General features: G+C 38.4%; 15 protein-coding genes. 2 read left to right on the forward strand and 13 right to left on the reverse strand.

Annotated features, from left to right (window positions below):
- Nucleotides 1-24 precede the first annotated feature (24 nt).
- From BN6559_RS04500 to BN6559_RS04515, 4 genes are all read right to left on the reverse strand, one after another.
- The gene (locus BN6559_RS04500; protein ID WP_110953624.1) at nucleotides 25-6,888 is read right to left on the reverse strand and encodes a two-partner secretion domain-containing protein; all 6,864 of its coding nucleotides are present in this window, start codon (nucleotides 6,886-6,888) and stop codon (nucleotides 25-27) included.
- A gap of 50 nt (nucleotides 6,889-6,938) precedes the next feature.
- Complete coding sequence (locus tag BN6559_RS04505) at nucleotides 6,939-8,642, reverse strand: ShlB/FhaC/HecB family hemolysin secretion/activation protein (RefSeq protein ID WP_110953625.1); 1,704 nt, start codon at nucleotides 8,640-8,642, stop codon at nucleotides 6,939-6,941.
- A gap of 329 nt (nucleotides 8,643-8,971) precedes the next feature.
- Nucleotides 8,972-9,418 carry a hypothetical protein gene (locus BN6559_RS04510; RefSeq protein WP_110953626.1) on the reverse strand — a complete coding sequence of 149 codons (447 nt, stop codon included), beginning with the start codon at nucleotides 9,416-9,418 and terminating at the stop codon, nucleotides 8,972-8,974.
- Nucleotides 9,415-10,227 (reverse strand): DUF3100 domain-containing protein, encoded by an 813-nt coding sequence (locus tag BN6559_RS04515; RefSeq protein WP_110953627.1) that lies wholly within the window; start codon nucleotides 10,225-10,227, stop codon nucleotides 9,415-9,417. Before BN6559_RS04515 ends, BN6559_RS04510 begins: the two co-directional genes overlap by 4 nt.
- 363 nt (nucleotides 10,228-10,590) lie before the next feature.
- Between BN6559_RS04515 and BN6559_RS04520 the strand changes: the two genes are divergently transcribed.
- Nucleotides 10,591-11,895 (forward strand): amidohydrolase, encoded by a 1,305-nt coding sequence (locus tag BN6559_RS04520; protein ID WP_110953628.1) that lies wholly within the window; start codon nucleotides 10,591-10,593, stop codon nucleotides 11,893-11,895.
- A gap of 86 nt (nucleotides 11,896-11,981) precedes the next feature.
- Here BN6559_RS04520 and BN6559_RS04525 read toward each other — a convergent pair whose 3' ends face one another.
- The 4 genes from BN6559_RS04525 to BN6559_RS04540 form a co-directional block, all read right to left on the reverse strand.
- The gene (locus BN6559_RS04525) at nucleotides 11,982-12,812 is read right to left on the reverse strand and encodes a shikimate dehydrogenase (RefSeq protein WP_110953629.1); all 831 of its coding nucleotides are present in this window, start codon (nucleotides 12,810-12,812) and stop codon (nucleotides 11,982-11,984) included.
- Nucleotides 12,813-12,954: 142 nt separating this feature from the next.
- Nucleotides 12,955-13,452 (reverse strand): protease inhibitor I42 family protein, encoded by a 498-nt coding sequence (locus BN6559_RS04530; RefSeq protein WP_110953630.1) that lies wholly within the window; start codon nucleotides 13,450-13,452, stop codon nucleotides 12,955-12,957.
- A gap of 111 nt (nucleotides 13,453-13,563) precedes the next feature.
- Complete coding sequence (locus BN6559_RS04535; protein WP_110953631.1) at nucleotides 13,564-13,776, reverse strand: hypothetical protein; 213 nt, start codon at nucleotides 13,774-13,776, stop codon at nucleotides 13,564-13,566.
- Between the two features lie 249 nt (nucleotides 13,777-14,025).
- Complete coding sequence (locus BN6559_RS04540) at nucleotides 14,026-15,180, reverse strand: MGDG synthase family glycosyltransferase (RefSeq protein WP_110953632.1); 1,155 nt, start codon at nucleotides 15,178-15,180, stop codon at nucleotides 14,026-14,028.
- 138 nt (nucleotides 15,181-15,318) lie between these two features.
- On the opposite strand from BN6559_RS04540, the gene BN6559_RS04545 reads away from it, so the two are divergent.
- Nucleotides 15,319-17,112 carry a HAMP domain-containing sensor histidine kinase gene (locus tag BN6559_RS04545; protein ID WP_110953633.1) on the forward strand — a complete coding sequence of 598 codons (1,794 nt, stop codon included), beginning with the start codon at nucleotides 15,319-15,321 and terminating at the stop codon, nucleotides 17,110-17,112.
- 86 nt (nucleotides 17,113-17,198) lie between these two features.
- Here BN6559_RS04545 and phoU read toward each other — a convergent pair whose 3' ends face one another.
- The 5 genes from phoU to BN6559_RS04570 all read right to left on the reverse strand — a co-directional run bounded on the left by phoU (nucleotide 17,199) and on the right by BN6559_RS04570 (nucleotide 20,724).
- On the reverse strand, nucleotides 17,199-17,864 hold the full coding sequence (gene phoU / locus BN6559_RS04550; RefSeq protein ID WP_199883739.1) for a phosphate signaling complex protein PhoU: 666 nt from the start codon (nucleotides 17,862-17,864) through the stop codon (nucleotides 17,199-17,201).
- 30 nt (nucleotides 17,865-17,894) lie between these two features.
- Complete coding sequence (pstB, locus tag BN6559_RS04555; RefSeq protein ID WP_234407808.1) at nucleotides 17,895-18,650, reverse strand: phosphate ABC transporter ATP-binding protein PstB; 756 nt, start codon at nucleotides 18,648-18,650, stop codon at nucleotides 17,895-17,897.
- 287 nt (nucleotides 18,651-18,937) lie between these two features.
- Nucleotides 18,938-19,702 (reverse strand): SDR family NAD(P)-dependent oxidoreductase, encoded by a 765-nt coding sequence (locus BN6559_RS04560; RefSeq protein ID WP_110953635.1) that lies wholly within the window; start codon nucleotides 19,700-19,702, stop codon nucleotides 18,938-18,940.
- 21 nt (nucleotides 19,703-19,723) lie between these two features.
- A complete protein-coding gene (locus tag BN6559_RS04565; RefSeq protein WP_110953636.1) occupies nucleotides 19,724-20,416 on the reverse strand; it encodes a winged helix-turn-helix domain-containing protein in 693 nt (230 codons plus the stop codon).
- Between the two features lie 14 nt (nucleotides 20,417-20,430).
- Nucleotides 20,431-20,724, reverse strand: a complete 294-nt coding sequence (locus tag BN6559_RS04570) for a hypothetical protein (protein WP_110953637.1) — start codon at nucleotides 20,722-20,724, stop codon at nucleotides 20,431-20,433.
- Between the last annotated feature and the right edge of the window lie 167 nt (nucleotides 20,725-20,891).

A 20,891-nucleotide genomic window follows, 5' to 3' on the forward strand; every position in this document is an offset into this window, starting at 1 on the left:
TATAAAATTCTATAAACGTAAATATTAATTATCCTGATAAATACTGCCCACCCACTCAGCATCTCTCGTAGCAAACGTAACACCTGCACTTGTTTCAAATCCAACTTCGAAAGTAAGTGCACCATTAGTTGCAACAGATACATTTGCTGATACCAGTGAACTTCCTCCACCACTTGCACTCATTCCTTCAATTGCATCTCGTATGTTTCCGCCTCCATCTTTCCATGTTGTATCAACATTACCTACTCCCGCTGCACCAACAAGTGGGATAGGCAAGCCTAGACTCCAACCTTTCTCTGAAAATCTATATAATTCCCCATTCTTATCCATTATATATCCGCCCCCAAGTGATCCTACAAATGGAAGGTCTCCACTTAGTTCAACATATACATAATCATTCTGCATATTTTCTGGATTAGGTAAAACACCTATTCTTATTGCAGTACGCGCAACTGATTCATATAAATTATTATTCTTCGTCCCACTCGCTGCTACACTTCCGCCAGCTTGTGCATTTCCACCTACTGCTTTGGCTGCGGCTGACCCTATAAGTGCACTTGCCCATTGCCACATATCTGGTTGGTTTTTGAAGTATTTTTCTAGTTCTTTTTGTACTGCTTCGTTTACACCTGCTCCTACTGCGCCAGACTTGAATCCGTTGCCTGTTATTTCAGTCATGATTCCACCGACGAAGGCATGAAGGGCTATTTTTTGTGGACTTCCTTCATCCCAGCCATGTGCTTCACTGATTTTATGCACTTCTTCAAAGGCTAGTTTGCCAAATAGGTCTGCGAGTTCTTGTTGTTCTTGGATTTTCTTTTTATCAAAGATTTTTCCTAGTTCATTTAATGCTTTACTTGTATCTCGGCTTAATCCGCTTAAATCCTGATTTGGATTGCTTCTTACTTCTATTGTTCCTTCGGCTACTGCGGATTTTGTTGTACTGCTTGCTTCTCCATTGGCTGGTGTACTAGCGTTTGGTGTAAATCCTTGTTCGTTATATTTTGTATCTCCGCCGTTACTGTAATTTACGCCTTTACTACTTGCACCATAATCCGCCTTATTATCAATATCCGAGTAAGTCAGCGTATCTGTACTGATCTTATTCTTATCCGGTGTAGCATCACTACTAATGACCGCACCTTTTAGATCGGTGTTTTTGCCTATTTCGATATCGAAGCCGCCTTTACCTGCATGGATTTCGGCTTGTTTGGTTACGCTTTCGTAGTCTGAATTTATTTTTCCTTTACTTGCGGATGCATTGAAAGTACCTACACCAATCGTTCCGCCGACTGAGCTGTTTTTTTCATCGTAGGTTTCTTGGTCTTGCAGGCTTTCTAGGTTTAGGTTTTCTCCTGCTTCTACTTTTACTTTGTCTCCGCTTGCTTTTGAACCTATGACGTCGATATCCTTACCAGATTTCATGGTTAAGTTATCATCGGCTGTTACTGTGCTTTGGTTATAGGTGGTGCTATTTTCTTTAATTTCTCCTTTTTGTTTGCTACCACTTATATTGATTCCGCCAATACTTCCATCACCTAGATTGATGCTTGCTCCGATACTTGCTGAACTGCTTTTACTGTCGGTGTTGCTCGTATTTTTATTTTCACTGGCTATGATTTCGATATTTTCACTTGCGTCTAAGGTTACATTTTCTCCGGAGATATCTGAGCCTTTGACCTTGATATCTCCTTTTGTGGATTTGACCTTTACATTATCTCCGCCTGTGATACTACTGCCTTGGGCAACTGTCGTGTGGCTGGTTGCATTGCTTTCGGATTTGCTTGTTCCTAGACTTACACTGATGGAGATATCACTTTTTTGTGCTGGTTTTTTCGGCTGATCCTGATTCCCTGTTTGGTTCGTAGGATCACCGTTGTTATTGTTTTGTGTTTCTACTTTTGTTTTTGCTTCTTGTTCCGCTTTTAATTTTGCCGCTTTATCTTCTGCTGCTTTTACTGCTTTGTAGTCTTCATCTGCTTTATAAGCATACAGTGCTTTTAAACGGTCGTCTGAAACCTGTGTTGCTCTTTCTACGGAGTCATATACTTTTTGATATGTGTTGATGGTTTGACTTTCTAAGGCTATTGTTAAACCACTTTGTTTGAATTCGTGTTTTTCTTGAGAATTATAGGTATTATCTGCACTTTCGATTGCAATGTTCTCTCCGGTGATGTTGATGTCTTTGCCTGCGATTACGTCACTGGCTTTTACATTGGCATCTTTGCCTGCTTTTATGTCTACATTACCTTCTAGACTGCCTACGGTTGCGCCGATTTGTTCTATTGTCTGGTTGGCTTGGCTGTCTTTTTGGCTTTGTTTGCCTATGGTGATACCAAGTCCGCCACCGCTGAATAGTCCGGATTTTTTGACGGATTTTTTGTAGAGATCTTCGCTGGTTTGTTCAGCAGATTCTATGTTGATATTGCCTTTGGCTGTTAGTTCTACATCTTTGTCGGCGACTGCTGTCGATCCTTTGATATGGATATCTTGATCGGCATCTGCTTTTATTTGTCCACCTGAAATACTGCTGCCTACGACTGCATCTGTTGCTTGGTAGTCGTAGATATCTGTTTTCGTTGATGAGAAGAAGCCTTTTCTTTCCGTGTGTTCTTCTCTCAAACTTTCATGGTGTTCAGTTTCGTTTAGGAGGTTCACATCTTTACCTGTTAAGGTGACTTTTCCTTCTTCACTACTGATATTAGAACCTTTTACGTTGATGTCTTTTCCTGTTTTTATCGTGATGTCTTTTCCTGCTGCGATGCTTGCATTGAGGATGGTTTCATCGTTATTTTTTTGTCGTCTGAAGTATTCTCCCCCACGGCTGCCTACGGTGCCATCACTTTCGTCGCTATTTTTTACAGCGCTGATATTTACATCACTTTTGCCGGTAATGTTTACGGTGTCATCTGCGACAATATTGGTACCCTGTATATTTACATTGTCCCCATGTATCGTAATGTTTTGCCCTGTTACATTGCCTTGTCTGTGCTCTATTTTATTTTCTTCGGCACTAGACTTGTTATAAACTACGGCAACGTGTCTTTCTTTTGCTACAGTTTCAAGGTCGATATCTTTTTTCGCTGTAAGTACGAGTTCTTTACCGGCGGTTAGATTTGCGCCTTGATTTTTTATTGAATTTTCTGCAGTTAAAGTTAGGTTGTTTTTGGCTGTAATATTTGCCGTATCTAGTGTTTTTGTTTGATTAAGCTCACGATAGGATTCATTTTTTGTATTGGTTTGATTGATGATATTACCTGCGGTGATCGTTACATTGTCACCTGTAATATTTGCACTGCGATTGTCTAGATTTTCTTTTGCAGTCAAGTTTACATCAGAACCTGTTAGCGTTCCATTTTCATTGGTGATATTACCGGCTGTCACAGTTAAGCTTTTATCAGCTTTGATCGTCCCAATATTTTTTAGATCATCACTTGCGACAAGTTCTACGTCCGTTCCGGTTATGAGTGCACCGCTGTTTTTTAGATCTCCTGGTTTTAGGGCTGCGAGGTAAACTTCGGGAACGAGTACTTTTTCGCCGTTAATTTCTTCTTCAACCAACCATACGATATCGCTGGTTAAGGCTGCCATTTGTTCTTTGGTCAGGGCTACACCGACCGTTAGATTGTAGTCTTTTGCAAAGGCTGCACCGTCTTCCATGAGAGCTTTGTATTGTTCCAGCGCTGAGCTGTAGTCATTTAAAAATCTTCTTCCGGTCAGTTCGGTGATCTGTTCCGTGACAAGCTTTTGTTCGTAGTAGCCATCACCTAAACGTTTCGCTACTTTTTCAGGATCAGCTTTGACGCGTTCGAGCAGGTAATCACTGGATAGAAAACTTTTATAATCCGCAAATTTTCCATTGGTTTCAATTAAGTATTTTGCCGTCGGATTATGATTGATATTAAAAAGTTTGCTGTTAATTGCTAAGCTTCCAATCGCTAGTTCGTCTTGTCTTTTTCCTCGTAACTGATTTAACACGTTGGGTTCTGTGAGATCTTCTACTTTGTTCTGTATGACATTTTTCCCAGCATTGAAGGTTCTGTTGTCGATGATTTTTGCTGTGATTTTGACTTTGTTCACACCGCTTAAAACCCCGGGTCTGGAAATTGGTTCATCAACGATCGTCTGATTGTAGTAAGGAATAACGGTTGTTCCATAGACCATGTGGCAATGGCGATGCCATTTCCCATGGTGTTTATATTTCCAGTTGTGTGTATCGTTGCCGACATCGGTAGTAATGATCGTTCCTTGGTACCCAAAATTTTCTATATAGGGGGCATCTATGGTCAAATCATGACCTGCAGCAATTGTGCTGTAGTGATTGGTAACATTTTCTGCGTTAATAGTAATGTCTTTGTCGGCTAAGATTTGTGCATCAGTAGTTTCTTTTTGAATCGTACCGGTTTTGATTTCTCTTGCAAATCTTCTCGTCGCACTGTAATGATCCGGGCGAGGGGTAATGCCATAAGAAATTGTCTGATGGGTGATATCCCAGTAAGTTTCAAATATTTCTTTTTCGTTTATCAGTTGATTGGCCGCCAAAGTTACACTGCCCTGACTTTCAATATCTGACGATTGATTTAATATGCGATTTGCCGCCGTGATTTTTAAATCATTTGTACTATATACAACAGCATTCTCCACATTATTTATATTCTTTGCAATCACATCTGCCTTGCCATTTGCAGCAATAACAGATTGTTGATTGGCTAGCAGCTGCTCCACCGAAAGATCTAAATCTCCACCGATAAAGATCCCGGCGTCCTCTTGATTTCCAAGATTTTGCGCGCGGATTCTGCTATTGCCTTTTGCCTCTATACCAGCATTTTTATTCCGGATATTTTCTTTTGTATCTAGTGTCATATCTTTGCCACTATAAAGCAGTGCATTTTCTTTGTTATCCAGATTTTTATTTTTTAACGTCATCTGACCATCAGCAACAATTTTTCCAGTGTTGATGAGGTCTCCATTACTTGTCAACATAAGATCCTGCGCCCAAAGTTCAGAGGCAGTATTGGTAAATGCCTTGGCAAGAATCGTTATTGTATTTGTTTTACTGGCGTTCAAGCCATCCCCCTGTAATAGAATATCTCCATTTGCCATTGGATAAAATTCGACATTGCCATTCTCCCAACGACTAATAATCCCCGTAGAGAGCGCAGCATTATTGGTATTGATATAACCGAATCCATTGATGGTCATACCATTTGGATTTGCAATAACAATGCTTGCTTTATCACCGGCAACCTCGATAAAGCCGTTCAATTGGCTTGGATTTGTGCTGGTGATTTCATTTAAAATAACTTTGGCACTGATACCGCCTAAACGATTGTTATAGTCGACATAGCCGCCTAGTTGGGTCTTGGCATATTTGGTTGCATTATTTAAAATGAGACCACTGGATTTGATATTAAAATCGGTATAGAGGTTTCTTGAAATGCCTTTGGCATTCGGGGTTGCAATCTGGACAAGATCTATTCCACTAGCAGTCTTATCGATAATCGGTTTATAAACACCCGACGCTTTTTGATCTGCCGTCAAGGCAAGGCTTTCTGGTTTTGAAACGGCGTCTGTCGTTGCACTTTGCGCATAATCAGGTATATCAGGCAAAAGAGGTTTTGTTATGTCTTCCGGTAAAGGTTTTTGCGGTTCTTCTACCGTAGGATCAGGTTCAGACTGATTGACTATAATATTTTCAGCGATTGCATTGCTCGCTTCATAGGCAACTTTTTTCCCTGCCAACGTTATCGTATTGCTGGCACTGATCACACCTGTAATATCAATTTTTTCCATTGCATCTGCAGTAAAATCAGCTGGGACTGTTTTTGTATTTGTTGCATTACCGTCTTCATCTTCGTCTTCATCTTCTTCACCGGCGCTGATAAAACCAGTGTTGGTAATATTTTGCGCTTTTATATGAATGTCTTGATTAGAAGAAATTTGCCCGTTATTTACAAAATCATCGCCAGCAGTAATCGTTAGTACTTCTTTCGCACTTATATTGCCATTGACAACGATTTTCCCTGCATTGGTCAAGGATAAATTTTTATTAGCAGATACATCACCAGCTAAATTAACCCCTAAGCCCTCTTCCGTACCGACAACCATAATTTTTCCGGCATACATTCCGCCGACGGCTCCTACATCAAGAGCTACAACTGGTTTTTGTGCTGCATTTTCTGGGATATTTTCAGTTGATAAAGTCTGATAGTCAATTTTATTATTACCGGTGACTATATTGATTTCATCAGCCCATACTTCGGCATTGATCTTTGCCGCCCTAGTCAGAATATCTAGTTTCGTCATCGGTGTATCTTCACCGATACCGCCGCCTTCAATTGCAATGTCACCACTGCTTACATTAAAGGAGTTTAGCCCGCCAGTTGCATCAAGATTTGGCGTACCGGTAACTAAAGTTACGCGATTTGTATTGATAAAGCCAAACCCATTTCCTGTGATTCCATTGGGATTTGCTATGATAACGGAAGCACGGTTTCCGGCCACCTCGAGCATACCATTTAAATTTGTACGATTTGTCCCTGTGACTTCATTCAAAATGATGCTTGCAGCAAGCCCATTTAAATTTGCATTCGCCTGTACATCGCCAGCAAGCGTAGTTTTTGCAAGTTGCGTAGCATTATTTAAAATCACACCATTTGCCGTTACATTAAAATCCGTATAAAGGTTATGTGATAGTCCATTACTATTTGGTGCTGCAATATCAATAACTGGAGTTTGATTGATTTCATTGATTCCTGGCTTTTGCGTACTATTTGCATTAGGGTCAGCAACTACATTTGCAAATACGGTAAGCGGCTGCAGGGTAAAGGTCATCAGTACGGCAGAAGCAATGATTTTTTTGCAGCAAACTTTTAATTTTTTCTTCACTTGGTTCACTTCCTTGTATAAAACTTTTCTTTATTAAATACCACTCGTTTTTACAGTTGCGTGGTAATTTGAAACCCATAGGTTCTTGCAGGCGTTTTGAATCCATCCGGTTTTTTTACAGGCCAGCCAATAAATACATCGTATTGTGTGTCTTTGATTTTCCCTCTAATTCCAAGTGCTGTACCCCATAGTTCTTTGCCAAGTAAATATTCTGTAGAGGGTCCTGCAACTTTGCCATAATCCAGGGCTGTATAGATTTGACTGGTTTTACTAATCGGTAATCTGATTTCATTTCGTATAATGAGTCCTTTTTCTGCGGAAAGCGTCTGCTCCCCGTCAAAACCTCTGACAGTATACCGACCGCCGATGCTGAAAAATTCTGATCCATACAGGTAATTTTTCGTTTGCTGACTACGAATTGTTAGATTATACTGCCCATTTACACTGCCGATTTTCATCGGAGTGTCGAGATTGATATCCATTAGGTACATGTTATATTTTGTCGTCGGCTGGTCAGCAATTCCATCGGTTGGCCCTGGTTTCGCGCCAAACCAAGCAACCCCTTTTTGATAACGCAGCGCTGCATCTAAGACGGTTTGTCCAAAATATTGTTTGTGGGTAAACCCGATCTGCATTGCTGTAGTTTGCTGCCTTTGTACGGTGATCTCAGTATCATCAATAAAGCTGCGGCGTTTTTTCTTTATCACGTTAAATTCAAAATTTGTTTTTCTCGTTTGATCCCGGCTTAATAGATGGCTGAGACTAAATTGAAAGTTCTCTGTTTTACCGGAAGATAGAAATGGCACAACGGCTGCTGTTACCGTTTGATGATAATCGTAGTTTGATTTGCTAAACGATACCGTTTGCTTGCCAAAAGGAATAGAATAATAAAAACTATTGGCTCTTGTCCCGCGTCTTTCTCCATCACTGGCGGCATCTTTGTTATAGGTTATATTAAAAATATCATTCATTGAAAATAAATTATCGATTTCAAGAGCCGTAGTAGCCTGCAATTTCCCCGTGTTTTCTGAACCAGAGTCATCAATTGAGGTAACGATCTTCCAAGATTTTGTACGCTTTACAGTGAGGATAATATCGCTTTGTCCAGTTATTTTTGTCGGCTGAATTTTAATGTCCACATCCTGAGAAGGAACACGCTTCATTTGCTCTAATCCTTGTTCAAGGTCACGAATGTTTAAAAGATCACCAGAATGCACCGAAAAAGCATTTTTAAAGGTTCCCCATGTCTTTTGCTCTGCAAATTTTATTTGACCAATCGTCCCTGCCGAGAGATCAACCATTAAAAGACCACTCGATAAGTCTTGTTCTTTTACGTAGACTCGAGTGGTTATGTATCCTTTATTTACAAGGGCTTCATTGATATTTTTAAGCAAAAGGTTAATTCCTTGTATGCCGATCTTCTCATTTTCATATTGCCTTAAATATTCTTCTATCCAAGTAAACTTTTCTACATAGCCCCCACGCAGATGAAGTTCTTTTATATAAAAGCTAGGGTCTTCTTCCGGCAGCTCTATTTTTCCAAGGACTTTTGTCTCTTTTTTCAACTGCACCATATTCTCTCGACTTCTTCTTTGGCTCTCTTCGCTGGCTTTTTGCGCATTGATTTTTTGTTCTTGCTGCTGCATAAGACTTTCCTGTCTTTTTTCATTGATTGAGGTTGGTGCAGCATATACGATTTGCGTTGAAAGAAATAGAACAAAACATAACGTAAGAAGCCTATAATATAAATACATCTTTCCATCTCCCTAGCTTTGTAAATAAAGCCAAATTATTAACGGAATGTATTATATTACATGAATTTGTAAAATTCTATGCCTTTTATCAAAAACAAGACAAAAGTACTATGTATTACTAATGTTTTCCTTTTATTTTTAATATTTTATAATTTAGCACTTAAATCTGATCCTAGAGAAACGCAAACATTTGAAGGTTACATAAATATTTCAATAAAAGCGTAATAAAAAAAGAGTACACAGAATTCAGGCGATTTTATATCGCTTAAATTCGTGTACTCTTTTTAGAGAGAATCTTCTTACTTTGAAATCAATAAGATTTCAAGAATTTAAATAAGGCCTTCCAAATGAAGCATAACTTGTGCAACTAATGTAGCACAAACAAATGTACCTGTATAAACAGCCAAGGCAACTACGATGATTCGCCAAGACATTTTTTTAAACATCACTAAATCTTTACCAACAGTTAATCCGGCATAAGATAATACCAGCGTACAAATTGCTAGAAAATCGATCTTTGCCGTATATTTTGTAACGGTCTCTGCCCACGGAGAAAGTGAGGTAGTGGATAGAATCGCAACAATTGATACCCAAAAAACCATTGGTAAATTCCCAGGCATAATCTGTGCAACTAGAATCCCAATCAAGGTAATTGCGACTAAAATTGCACTGCCAATCAACGCATCCATAACAGCAATTTTAAAACCAACCACAGCTGCTACAACAGCTAACATTCCAGCGACAATAAATATCGCTATTTTCTCAGTCCAATTCATTTGTCTACACCTCCATCTCTAACTCTTTTCGGTGCAAGGATTGGTGTAAGCACTTTATATAGATAATTTGTAACAGGCAATGAAACAAATAAACAAAAATAAATTCCAACCATCGTAGTTAACAAATTACTTGCGCCTGCATACATCAAAATATCATCTTTATGATCGGGGAATACAGCGACAATTGCTCCAGTTGCAGCTGCCATCATACTACCAGAACCAACACCAGATCCCATCGCTAATGCATATGGATGGAAAATTTGGAGTGCAGCCAGAAATCCTGCAATTAAGCCTACCCAAATTGCGCCAAATACTGTACCACAGATATAAACTGCCATGACCCCGCGACCTTCACCGGAATCAAGACCATATTTTTCGGCAATGATTGCAATGTTAGGTTCTCTATCAATTGAAAAAGTCGCACCTACAGATTCACGTCCTAATCCCAATGCAATCGCAAGCGGTAAACCTAGCACAACTGTACCAAAGAAATGACCTAATTCTTGAATAGATAATGCCCAGCCGGCTTCGGCAAGTTTTGCTAATGATGGACCAATGATGACCCCTAATTTGGTGACTAATAATAAAGTTAATAAACCAAGGACTGCTGTTGCGTGTTTCATCTCGCCCTCATGTATGACCTTCATCTTCGGCCAGCTGATAAAACCACCGAGAATCATCGCATATAACATCGGTAAAAATAATAACACACCAGGACCAACAGGAATTTTCTTCATTCCAATCATTTCTGAAATGATTACCAAGACAAGAGCAATTACATGAATTTTCCAATTTTTTAACAAGCTCATTTAAACTTTCTCCTTTTCCTAAAATACAAAAAGCCCTCGCATTATTACCATTACGAAGACTTCATTGTCTGACCTATTCATTACACATATACCACTCTTTTTCTTGATAAAGTAAACTAAATCTTTTACCAAAAAACATTTGTATTAGTAATGCTGTATTAAAGTATATCCTATTGTTTTCATGCTGTCAAAGAATAATTTTAGGTAAAACCACTCTTTTTTACATTAACAATGAATAATTTCAACTTTTTGTGTAAATATGTAAAGAAAAGTTCCCACAAAATCTTTTTACCTGCTATAATGAAATTAAATTCAAAGCCTATTTCATAAAGAAACAAGCGATTCATTTAGGAGTGTGTTCAATTGAAAAACTTATTAAAGAAAAAAGTGCGTGATGCAATTTATGCACATAAAGATGAAATCTTTCATCTGGCTGATTCCATCGCCAAAGAACCGGAATTAGGTTTTAAAGAATTTAAAACCGCGCAAAAAGTTTCAGATTTTTTCAACCGACATCATATAGACTATTCTGCAAGCCATGCAATTACCGGGGTTAAAGGCAGATTAAAAGGCAAAGCCTCCAAACGAACAGTCGCAATTCTGGGTGAACTCGATGCGATTGTCTGTCATGATCATCCATTAGCAGATTTAACAACCGGTGCCGCACATGCTTGTGGGCATAATGCACAAATCGCCGCAATGCTTGCTTGCGCGATTGGTTTAAAAGAATCTGGTGTCATTGACGAACTTGATGGAGATGTTGTTGCATTTGCTGTCCCGGCTGAAGAATACGTGGAGCTAGAATATCGCAACCGACTACGCCAGCAAGGGAAATTAAAATATTTTGGCGGCAAAGCAGAATTGATTCGGCTGGGCGCTTTTGATGATATTGATATGGCAATGATGATGCACGTATCGATGAGCGGAGAAAACAAACGCCTCATTGACGTTGGCGGCACAAGTAATGGTTTTGTGGGTAAACTCGTTAAATTCATCGGGAAGGAAGCACATGCTGCGGGCGCACCTCATGAAGGTATCAATGCCTTAAACGCCGCATTGATTGCCCTTACCGCTGTACATGCCCAAAGAGAAACCTTTAAAGATGAAGATTATGTACGCTTTCATCCAATCATCACCAAAGGCGGCGATCTTGTAAATGTCGTACCATCCGAAATTCGCATGGAAAGTTACGTTAGGGCAAAAACCGTAGATGCCATGCTGGATGCCAACAAAAAAGTCAACCGTGCATTAAAAGGCGGTGCAATGGCAATCGGTGCTGAAGTCGAAATTCATGATATGCCTGGTTTCTTACCACTTGTAAATGATGATAAAATGACGGATTTATTTGAAACAAATGCGATCGATATCTTAGGAGAAAACGCAACCATTCACCTTGGTCACAATTCTGGCAGTACAGATATGGGCGATGTATCACATATTATGCCGATCATCCATCCATGGATGGGAGGCGTAACGGGAACTGTACATACCCGTGATTTCAAAGTATCTGATCCTGAGATGGCTTATCTGATTTCCGCTGAATGTATGGCAGCAACAATCATTGATTTGCTTTATGATAATGCGCTGGAAGCAGAGCAAGTTCTAGAAAATTATCAACCAAGGATGACAAAAGAAGAATACCTTGCCTTTATGGAATCGATAAAATAAAACCGCAAGCATTTTTAAAAATTACAGCTTGTCAAAACTAAAAAACGGTTGTTTGTACTTATCTTTGCACAAACAACCGTTTTTCTTTATTTATTTTTCCTTAATATCTCATACATAACCGATGTAACAGGTTCCTTTGCCGTCCATATCTTAAAAGCTACGGCGCCTTGCTCGACTAACATACTTTCTCCATTCAATATGGCATTGCCATTTGCCTTAGCTTTAGCCAAAAATTGCGTTATACTAGGCGTATAAATCAAATCATAAGCCACGGCTTTTTTATTTACACAAGACCAATTAATTGGCGGACAAGCGTCTACGTTTGGATGCATACCAAGTGGAGTCGTATTCACAATCAGTGCTGCAGTTTGCAGCCGCTGCTCATAGGTCGGATCATTCCAATCGAGCACTTCAATTGTAAAATAACGTTTATACTGCTCACGTAATGCGTTTAACTTTTCCATATTTCGTCCAACGACAGTTATATGTCGCACTTTCTCGCGAATGAGTCCCCATAATACAGCTCTTGCTGCACCTCCGGCACCAAGAATAATCGCATTCTGATCTGCTATAACGATCTGCATTTTTTTCAGTGGCGCAATAAATCCTATATAATCCGTATTATACCCAATCAAAGCGCCCTCTTGATTAACCACTGTATTCACAGCACCAATCGCCTCAGCACTTGCATCTATTTGATCTAAAAATTTCATGATAGAAATTTTATGTGGAATGGTAACATTAAATCCCCTGAATTGAAGCGCCCTTAACCCAAGAACAGCTTCTTCTATATCTTCTGGTTTAACAGGCATTGCGATATACGTATAATCTAAATTTAATGCATCAATTACAGCATTATGCATATGGGGAGACAGGGAATGTCCGATTGGGTAACCAATAATTCCTAAATTTTGCATTTAACCAATCCTTATATTTATTTTGACAACTCTATAACCGTCTAATTCAAAACTTTTTCTCTGTATGTATGCTTTCAATAACAATCGTTTGTCTACATAACTGGCTCAATTTTTCATTCAATTTGTCTTACATAGACATGCACTAGGTTTCACTTTTAACATTTTCTTCAGCCTGATCGACAATCGTTACTGTCACCAAAAATTGATCAATTGCTTTGTTTTCACCTTCCCAATCCCGATAATTCACGACTTCAATTACTGAGGTACCTATCTTCCTCGCTTTTAGTGTAATCACTTTTAAGCCAGATTGTCCAACCATCGGAATCAATCGATCTGGAATGAAACTTTCTACATTCAATACTTCAAAGCACTCCGTATTTAACTGTCTAAATTTCCACGTGTAGCCTGTACTTGGATTCTCTGCCAAGCGAATCTGTATCATGTCATTTTTTTGCACCTGTAAAACACGATTGTAATCTTGTTTCGTTAAAATAAATTCTTCTGGTAATTTTTCTTGTTTTCCTTTATGATTCACTTCGACGGACAGATCTACATCAAGGTTTGGCTGCATAAAGGCGATTGACATATTGCCGAGCATACCGATCATTAGAAAAACTCGCACAAGAATTTGTTTCATCATTTCCACCAGCTTTTTGACTTTATTATCGCATATACAACTATTCTCTTCAACCAAATAAAAATAAAATTGCCAATTATTTTAATGCGTTTAAAATAATTGGCAGTTTTATTTTTATTCTTCGTAACCTTGAAAATAGTCCGTATGTACTAAACGACGATATGCTAAATGGCAATGATCACATTTATAATGTGCTTCACTATCCACAAGATTTAACTTTCCATCAACTACAGTGACAGGCTGTGCTTCTATATATCTTAGCGTATTTGCACATTTCGGGCATTTAGAGATACCATTACCGTCCTTTGTAATTTTTATAGGTTCCATTTACATCACCACAACTTTCCTGTTATGTTATCATGATACCATAGTCCTATTTCATTGTATACCTCTATTTAAAAATTACTGTCGAATTTTACTAAAAGCGACTACAATTACGTTTTATTATGATTAAATTGATAATTTTAACGATTTTTGTAAATAAAATACTTTAAATATACTATCCAAAGTCATTCCACAAGTACCTATAGCGAAAAATAAAATCACCTTATTCCACAATCCATAAGGTGATTTTTCTTACATACCAGCTACAATATCTTCTTGCTTGTCAATATAATTCGTAATTTTTTCAACAATATCATTGGCTGCATTTGGTTTTTTAAATTGTCTTGCGTTGTGACGCATTTCTATTAATTTTTCTGGATTTGTCAAAATGCCTGCAACTACATCAGCTAACTTAGTACTATCCTTTACCCAGATCGCTGCTCCAATACTTTCTACATAAGCCGCATTTTCTTTTTCCTGCCCAGGAATAGGTTCGTTTAAAATCATCGGCAATTCCATCGCTAAAGCTTCGCTAATGGTAAGTGCACCGGGTTTACTGATAAGAATTGTTGAAACTGCCATCAGTTCTTGTACATTATTAGAAAAACCCCATACTTGAATCATATGCTTTGATTTGCCGGCCTGCGCTTTCAAGTCCAGCCACAAATTTTGATTTTCACCAGCGACAACAATAATTTGCACCTTAACATCAATTGTCTCTAAACTTTGCAAGGCAAGATTCACACCACCAAGTCCAAGCCCTCCGCCCATAACCAAAATGATCGGACTGATTTCATCTAACTGCATTTTTTCTATTAATTCTATTTTATTATAATTTTGGTTAAAATAAGTATCAATCGGAATCCCCGTATCATAGATGCGCCATGCGTCTATTCCTTTTTGCGTCAATTCGCTGCGGAGCGCCGAATTCCCAACGAAATATAGATCTACTTCTTTATAAACCCACAGCTGGTGAATCGAAAAATCGGTAATGACACCACTGAGGACAGCATCAATTTGCTTTGTCTTCTTTAAATACGCTGCAGCAGCACAAGGAAATGGATGTGTACAAATCACAACATCTGCATTATACCGCCGTACAAGTGAAGCCATATCATTTTTCATGGCCAAAGCCAATAAACTTTGCACTGATACGCCCTGCAATTTCCCACGCGTAAAACTATATAAAAATTCGTACATATCGGGTACTAAACTGAGCATTTTTAAATAAGCTTCTTTGAGAATTCCATTGAGATAAGCTGTCTTTGTAGACATAAAATCAACAATATGTATCTCTGCCTGCGGATATTTAATTTTTATCTCATTGCCGATTGCTTCTGCCGCTCTATTATGTCCTGCACCAATAGAAGCAGTAACAATAAGAAAATTTTTTTTATTTGAATACATATTTAGTTCCTCCAACTAATCTCTTATATACTATAATATAAAGTAGCCCTTTTGTTAAGCTATAATTGGAAAATCGATTTGTTTTTTATCCTTTCTATCCGAATTTACTAATAAACGTAACGATAAAGGAGGTTTTTTATGTTGCCTTTCGGTATCCGTAATCGCATTATTTTTTCTACTCTTATTATAACCGTTTTATCCTTATCCTCGCTAGGTGCTTATTTATTGCATTTCTTTTATACGCAAAATTTAGAAGCAAAAACCATCGATTTAATTAACAATGCAAAAATAATCGAAATTACCTTAGAGCAAAATCTTTATGATACAAGTAAAAAGGAATATTTAGAAAATGAGATCAGAAGAATCAGCGATCGAGTAAATCTTAGAATTACCATACTAGACTTAGAAGGAAACGTGCTTGCCGACTCCTGGGAAAATGCTTCTGATCTCGATAATCATTTGGGACGTCAAGAAGTACAAGCAGCTTTCAAAAGCGATTATGCCACAGCAATCCGTTATAGTACTACCCTTGAACAAAATATGTTGTATGTTGCAGTCCCTTTTTATCAAAACAATCAACTCACCGGAATCGTTCGCACTGCAATGACCTTAACGCCTATTGAATCTAGCTACCATATGATTAAAGCGGTCATTCTATCGGCACTGCTGGTGACCATTTTTGTCACGATTATCGTTGGGATATGGCTTGCCCATAAAAATACAAAACCAATTAAACAAATTACTGCCATTGCCGAAAGAATCGCCGATGGACATATTAGTGAGCGTATTCATTTACAGACCAACGATGAAATTGAAGTCCTTGCGCATACAATCAATCATTTGACTTCTCGTCTTGAAGATAAAATCATGGAAATTGATGCTGAAGCCAAAAAGTTATCTTTAATTTTAGAAAACATGGACAATGCGGTCATCCTGCTTGATGGTTATGGAAATATCACTACAGCAAATAAAACAGCCAAAGAACTTTTTGACATCTCTCCTAAAATGTTAGGAAAGCATAGCATTAGTGTGATTGGCAACAGTCTGATTACTTCCACGGCGACGGAAGTTTTAGCATCAGGACAAAGTAAGTTGATCCATATGAAAATTAAGATACAAAATACCCAAAAAACTTTTCAAGTTTTTTTCGCTCCGCTCGCTGATGCAGAAGATAAAACGACAAGTGTACTTAGCGTTTTTCATGATATCTCAGTGATGCAAGAAGTGTATGACCGACAAGTGGAATTTGTCACAAATGCATCTCATGAACTGGCGACCCCTCTGACATCAATTAAAGGTTTTGCTGAAACACTGCTAGATGGAGCACTGGAAGAGCCTGTACTAAGTCGAAAGTTCATTCAAATTATCCACACAGAATCAGAGCGAATGCATCGATTAATCAAAGATTTATTAAAACTAGCAAAACTTGATACAAATGATTATCGAAAACAAATCCAATTAGAAACCATCCATATTGATTCGATCTTTCAATCCGTCAGACAAAAACTATTACCGCAAATTACACAAAAAAACCAAGATTTTTCTATCCACATCGCCGATGATGTTCCAGCCTTTGAATCAAATTTTGACTGGATGATGCAGCTTATCATTAATTTAGTTGAAAATGCCATAAAATATACCCCAAATCAAGGAAAAATTTCACTCAATTGTTGGCAGAAAGATCACATGCTTTGGATTCGCGTGCAAGATAGCGGGATTGGCATCGCACCAACAGATTTACCTTTTGTCTTTGAACGTTTCTATCGAGCCGATAAAGCACGTTCACGCGAAGAAGGCGGTTCAGGGATTGGCTTATCACTCGCACGCTTCATCGTAGAAATATTCGGCGGCAAAATTACCGTAGAAAGCCAATTAAACCAAGGAACGACTTTCACTTTTCATATTCCGTTAAAAATAAAAACTGAATCATAAACGCCTATACATTCATCATAAAAAGCGGTATAACTAGTACTTTTACTAGTTATACCGCTTTTTCTCATTCACCATTTCATTTGATTTTATCTATTTTTACGAATCCGTTCTGCCGTCACAAGATAAATTACCCATTCGGCGATATTTGTTGCATGATCGGCAACACGCTCTAAATAACGAGCAATAAAAATTAACTGCGTTGCTTGTTTTACCTTAATCGGATCATCCACAACGAATTTGGATAATTCTCTAAAAGTTTTTGCATATAACATATCCACTCGGTCATCATCTAAACACACTTGTTCTGCCAAAGCAACATCAAATGTATTGTAGGCGAGAATTGCATCTTGTAACATCTTGCCCGCATATTCTGCCATTTGAGGAATATCTACCAGTTTCTTTATAAACGCTTGTTCATCAAACTCTGTTGCAGTTTTTGCTATATCATGTGCATGATCTCCAATGCGTTCCAAATCGGTTGAAATTTTAAGCCCGGTTGCAATAATTCTTAAATCTCTGGCAATTGGCTGTTGTCTGGCAATCAGCAGCATACAGCTATCTTCTATTTTCACATTCATTTCATCAACTAAATCATCATTTAACATGACTTGTTTTGCTAGCTGTATATCGCGATTGACCAAAGCATTTATAGAGTCTCTCAAACCTTGATCGACAGCCATCCCCATTTTACTGATCTCTTTTCTCAATGCTTCCAGTTCCTCAATATACGCTTGTCTTGTAACCCCCACCATAGAATAGATTCCCCCTTATTTTATGTCATCTCAGCCAAATCGTCCCGTAATATAATCCTCTGTCTTTTTATCAGACGGCCGAGTAAAAATTACATCGGTTTGATCGTGCTCAATTAAGCTGCCATTTAAAAAGAATGCAGTATAATCTGACACACGTGCTGCCTGCTGCATATTATGTGTCACCATAACAATTGTATATTTAGTTTTTAACTCAGTAACAAGTTCTTCTATTTTCATCGTAGAAATTGGATCAAGTGCTGAACACGGCTCATCCATCAACAGAACTTCCGGCTCCACTGCTAACAATCTTGCAATACATAAACGCTGCTGCTGTCCACCGGACATTCCCATTGCAGAAGCATTCAACCGATCTTTCACTTCATCCCATAAAGCAGCGCCACGCAAACTGCCTTCCACCAATTCATCCAGTTTCTTTTTATTCGTGCTTCCATGAATACGAGGTCCATAAGCGACATTATCATAAATAGACATTGGAAATGGATTTGGCCTCTGAAATACCATTCCCATGCGTTTACGAAGCATAACAACATCCGTATCAGGTTTATAAATATTTATATTGTCAAGCAAAACGTCGCCTTCAATGCGCACGTTCTCTACCAAATCATTCATTCGATTCAGCGTCTTTAAAAAAGTAGATTTACCGCAGCCGGACGGGCCAATTAAAGCTACAACTGTATTTGGTTCTACATTTAAAGATATTTGCTTTAGCGCTTGCATTTGCCCATAGAATAAATTTACTTTATTCGCTTGAATTTTATAGTCCATAGATAGAACTCCTCCGTCATGATTTTCTGTTTGCATACAGGAACTATATCATGAATCCTAAGATATATTTGTTATAAAATTGTTAAGATTGTGTTAAAATTCAAAAATTAAACATAATCTCAACCTAGGGTGTGTCTAAAAGCTAGTGAAATGGTCAATGGCGCAAAAAGCGTCGTCAGTGACCGTTTTGATCGTTTTCAGACACGCCCCTAGTATAAACCAATAAAATTGACCTCATACAACAAAAAAAGTGCCGCATTAAACTGCGACACCCTCTTATAACTATATTAATATGCGGTCACACCGCCATCGACGCTCCAAGCTGCGCCAACAACAAAACTCGCTTTATTGGATGCGAGAAAATAAATGACCTCTGCAGCTTCCTCTGCTCTGCCGATTCTGCCAATCGGATAAACACTGGCCATCTCTTGCAGCTGTGCTGCTGCATCTTTCTGATTTTTAAGCTGTGCTCTTGTCAGCGGTGTATCAATATCGCCCGGACAGACACAATTCACGCGAATATGATACGGTGCTAATTCCAATGCCAATGCCTTGCTAAACACAGTAACAGCACCTTTTGAAGCGCAATAAGCCGAACAAAGAAAATTTCCATTGATCCCAGCATCTGAAGATACATTCACAATTGCACCCGCAGCGCTTTTCCGCAAATAGGCCACAGCTTGTTGACACATAAAATATGTCCCTTTTATATTAATATCCATAATTTGCATGTAATCTTCTTCTGTCATGTCTTCAATGGATTTTTCATAATAAATCCCCGCAGAATTTACCAATACATCGATTTGTCCAAAGTGCTCAATTGTCCGCCCAATTACCCGCTTACACGCATCGACACTGCGTATATCGTCTTGTATAAAAATCGCTAAGCTATCATGTGCCTTCAAGTACGTTAAGGCTCTGTCACCTTTATCTGCCGTACTTCCAATCAAAGCCACGCGATATCCATGTTCTAAAAAAATTCGCGCTGCAGCCAGCCCTATACCAGAGGTACCGCCTGTAATAACCGCAACTTTTTTTGTTTCGCTTTTCATGAAATTAACCTCATAGACCTCTTATTTAATATTCGTAAAACGATATCCTACACCACGAACGGTTTCAATTGCTTCACTTAATTTCGGCTCACTACCTAATTTGGCACGCAAGTGCCTGATATGCACATCAACAGTTCTCGTATCGCCATAATACTCATAACCCCATATTTGATCTAACAATTGCTCTCTTGAATACGCCTTCCCCATATTAGTTAAAAATAATTTTAAAAGTTCATATTCTTTAGGCGTTAATTCTAGCAGCTGATCCCCTAGGAAAACTTCATAACTGGCAAAATTCATCTTTAAATTTCCAACGCTAAGCTGACCCATAGGTAAGCTTCCTTTTACGCTTCTACGCAGTACTGCCTTAATTCGTGCCACCAATTCTCTCGGACTAAACGGCTTGGTAAGATAATCATCCGCCCCGAGTTCAAGTCCCAAAACTTTATCTATCTCTTCATCTTTTGCCGTCAACATGATAATTGGAATCCCTGCAGTTTGCGGCTGCGCCTTTAAACGCCGGCAAACTTCAATTCCATCAATCTTAGGCAGCATCAAGTCGAGCACGACTAACGCTACTTTGTCATAGGCCAAGTCTATTGCTTCTAAACCGTCTTGTGCACCAATCACCTGATAACCAGCCTTTTCAAGATTAAATGTTATGAGTTCACGTATCGAAGCTTCATCATCCACAACCAAAATTTTCTGTTGCATACTTTCCTCCATAACTAATTAATTTTTGCAGAAAAATAATAAATTAGACCAGTTATCATGATTCCAACAATCCCATAGAGAATTCCATATTCCATCCAAGCATAAACAGATACCAGCAAACACACCAGTGTTGCAAAACACCCTTGTTTTGCATTCGCTTTTCTCATTTGAAATGTTTTATAATCAACACCCACACAGGCTTTAAAGCACGCTTCACAGAGAATCATTTTCTCATTGTTTTCTATATTCGTATTGACAAGCCCTTGTTCTTCATGCATACTTTTCCCACATTTTTGACATTGAATCATGAAATCACTCCTGCATCTTCACTAAACAACTTTATCATATCATTCTTTTTCAACAAAATAAATACATACCCTGCTAGCGATATAAAAATACAAGAGCTACTACTTTTACAAAATAACACACTGAAAATAGTCCTACACATTAAAACGCAATTTTTCCTTCGAATCCC

It is taken from the genome of Massilibacillus massiliensis (assembly GCF_900086705.1).
GTDB classification, from domain to species: Bacteria; Bacillota; Negativicutes; order FLKF01; family FLKF01; genus Massilibacillus; species Massilibacillus massiliensis.

Bases quoted from the DNA above. Each gene is read 5' to 3' on its own strand.
- BN6559_RS04505 (WP_110953625.1), bottom strand. From the start codon at position 8,642: ATGTATTTATATTATAGGCTTCTTACGTTATGTTTTGTTCTATTTCTT.
- BN6559_RS04510 (WP_110953626.1), bottom strand. From the start codon at position 9,418: ATGAATTGGACTGAGAAAATAGCGATATTTATTGTCGCTGGAATGTTA.
- BN6559_RS04515 (WP_110953627.1), bottom strand. From the start codon at position 10,227: ATGAGCTTGTTAAAAAATTGGAAAATTCATGTAATTGCTCTTGTCTTG.
- BN6559_RS04525 (WP_110953629.1), bottom strand. From the start codon at position 12,812: ATGCAAAATTTAGGAATTATTGGTTACCCAATCGGACATTCCCTGTCT.
- BN6559_RS04530 (WP_110953630.1), bottom strand. From the start codon at position 13,452: ATGATGAAACAAATTCTTGTGCGAGTTTTTCTAATGATCGGTATGCTC.
- BN6559_RS04535 (WP_110953631.1), bottom strand. From the start codon at position 13,776: ATGGAACCTATAAAAATTACAAAGGACGGTAATGGTATCTCTAAATGC.
- BN6559_RS04540 (WP_110953632.1), bottom strand. From the start codon at position 15,180: ATGTATTCAAATAAAAAAAATTTTCTTATTGTTACTGCTTCTATTGGT.
- BN6559_RS04545 (WP_110953633.1), top strand. From the start codon at position 15,319: ATGTTGCCTTTCGGTATCCGTAATCGCATTATTTTTTCTACTCTTATT.
- phoU (WP_199883739.1), bottom strand. From the start codon at position 17,864: ATGGTGGGGGTTACAAGACAAGCGTATATTGAGGAACTGGAAGCATTG.
- pstB (WP_234407808.1), bottom strand. From the start codon at position 18,650: ATGGACTATAAAATTCAAGCGAATAAAGTAAATTTATTCTATGGGCAA.
- BN6559_RS04560 (WP_110953635.1), bottom strand. From the start codon at position 19,702: ATGAAAAGCGAAACAAAAAAAGTTGCGGTTATTACAGGCGGTACCTCT.
- BN6559_RS04565 (WP_110953636.1), bottom strand. From the start codon at position 20,416: ATGCAACAGAAAATTTTGGTTGTGGATGATGAAGCTTCGATACGTGAA.
- BN6559_RS04570 (WP_110953637.1), bottom strand. From the start codon at position 20,724: ATGATTCAATGTCAAAAATGTGGGAAAAGTATGCATGAAGAACAAGGG.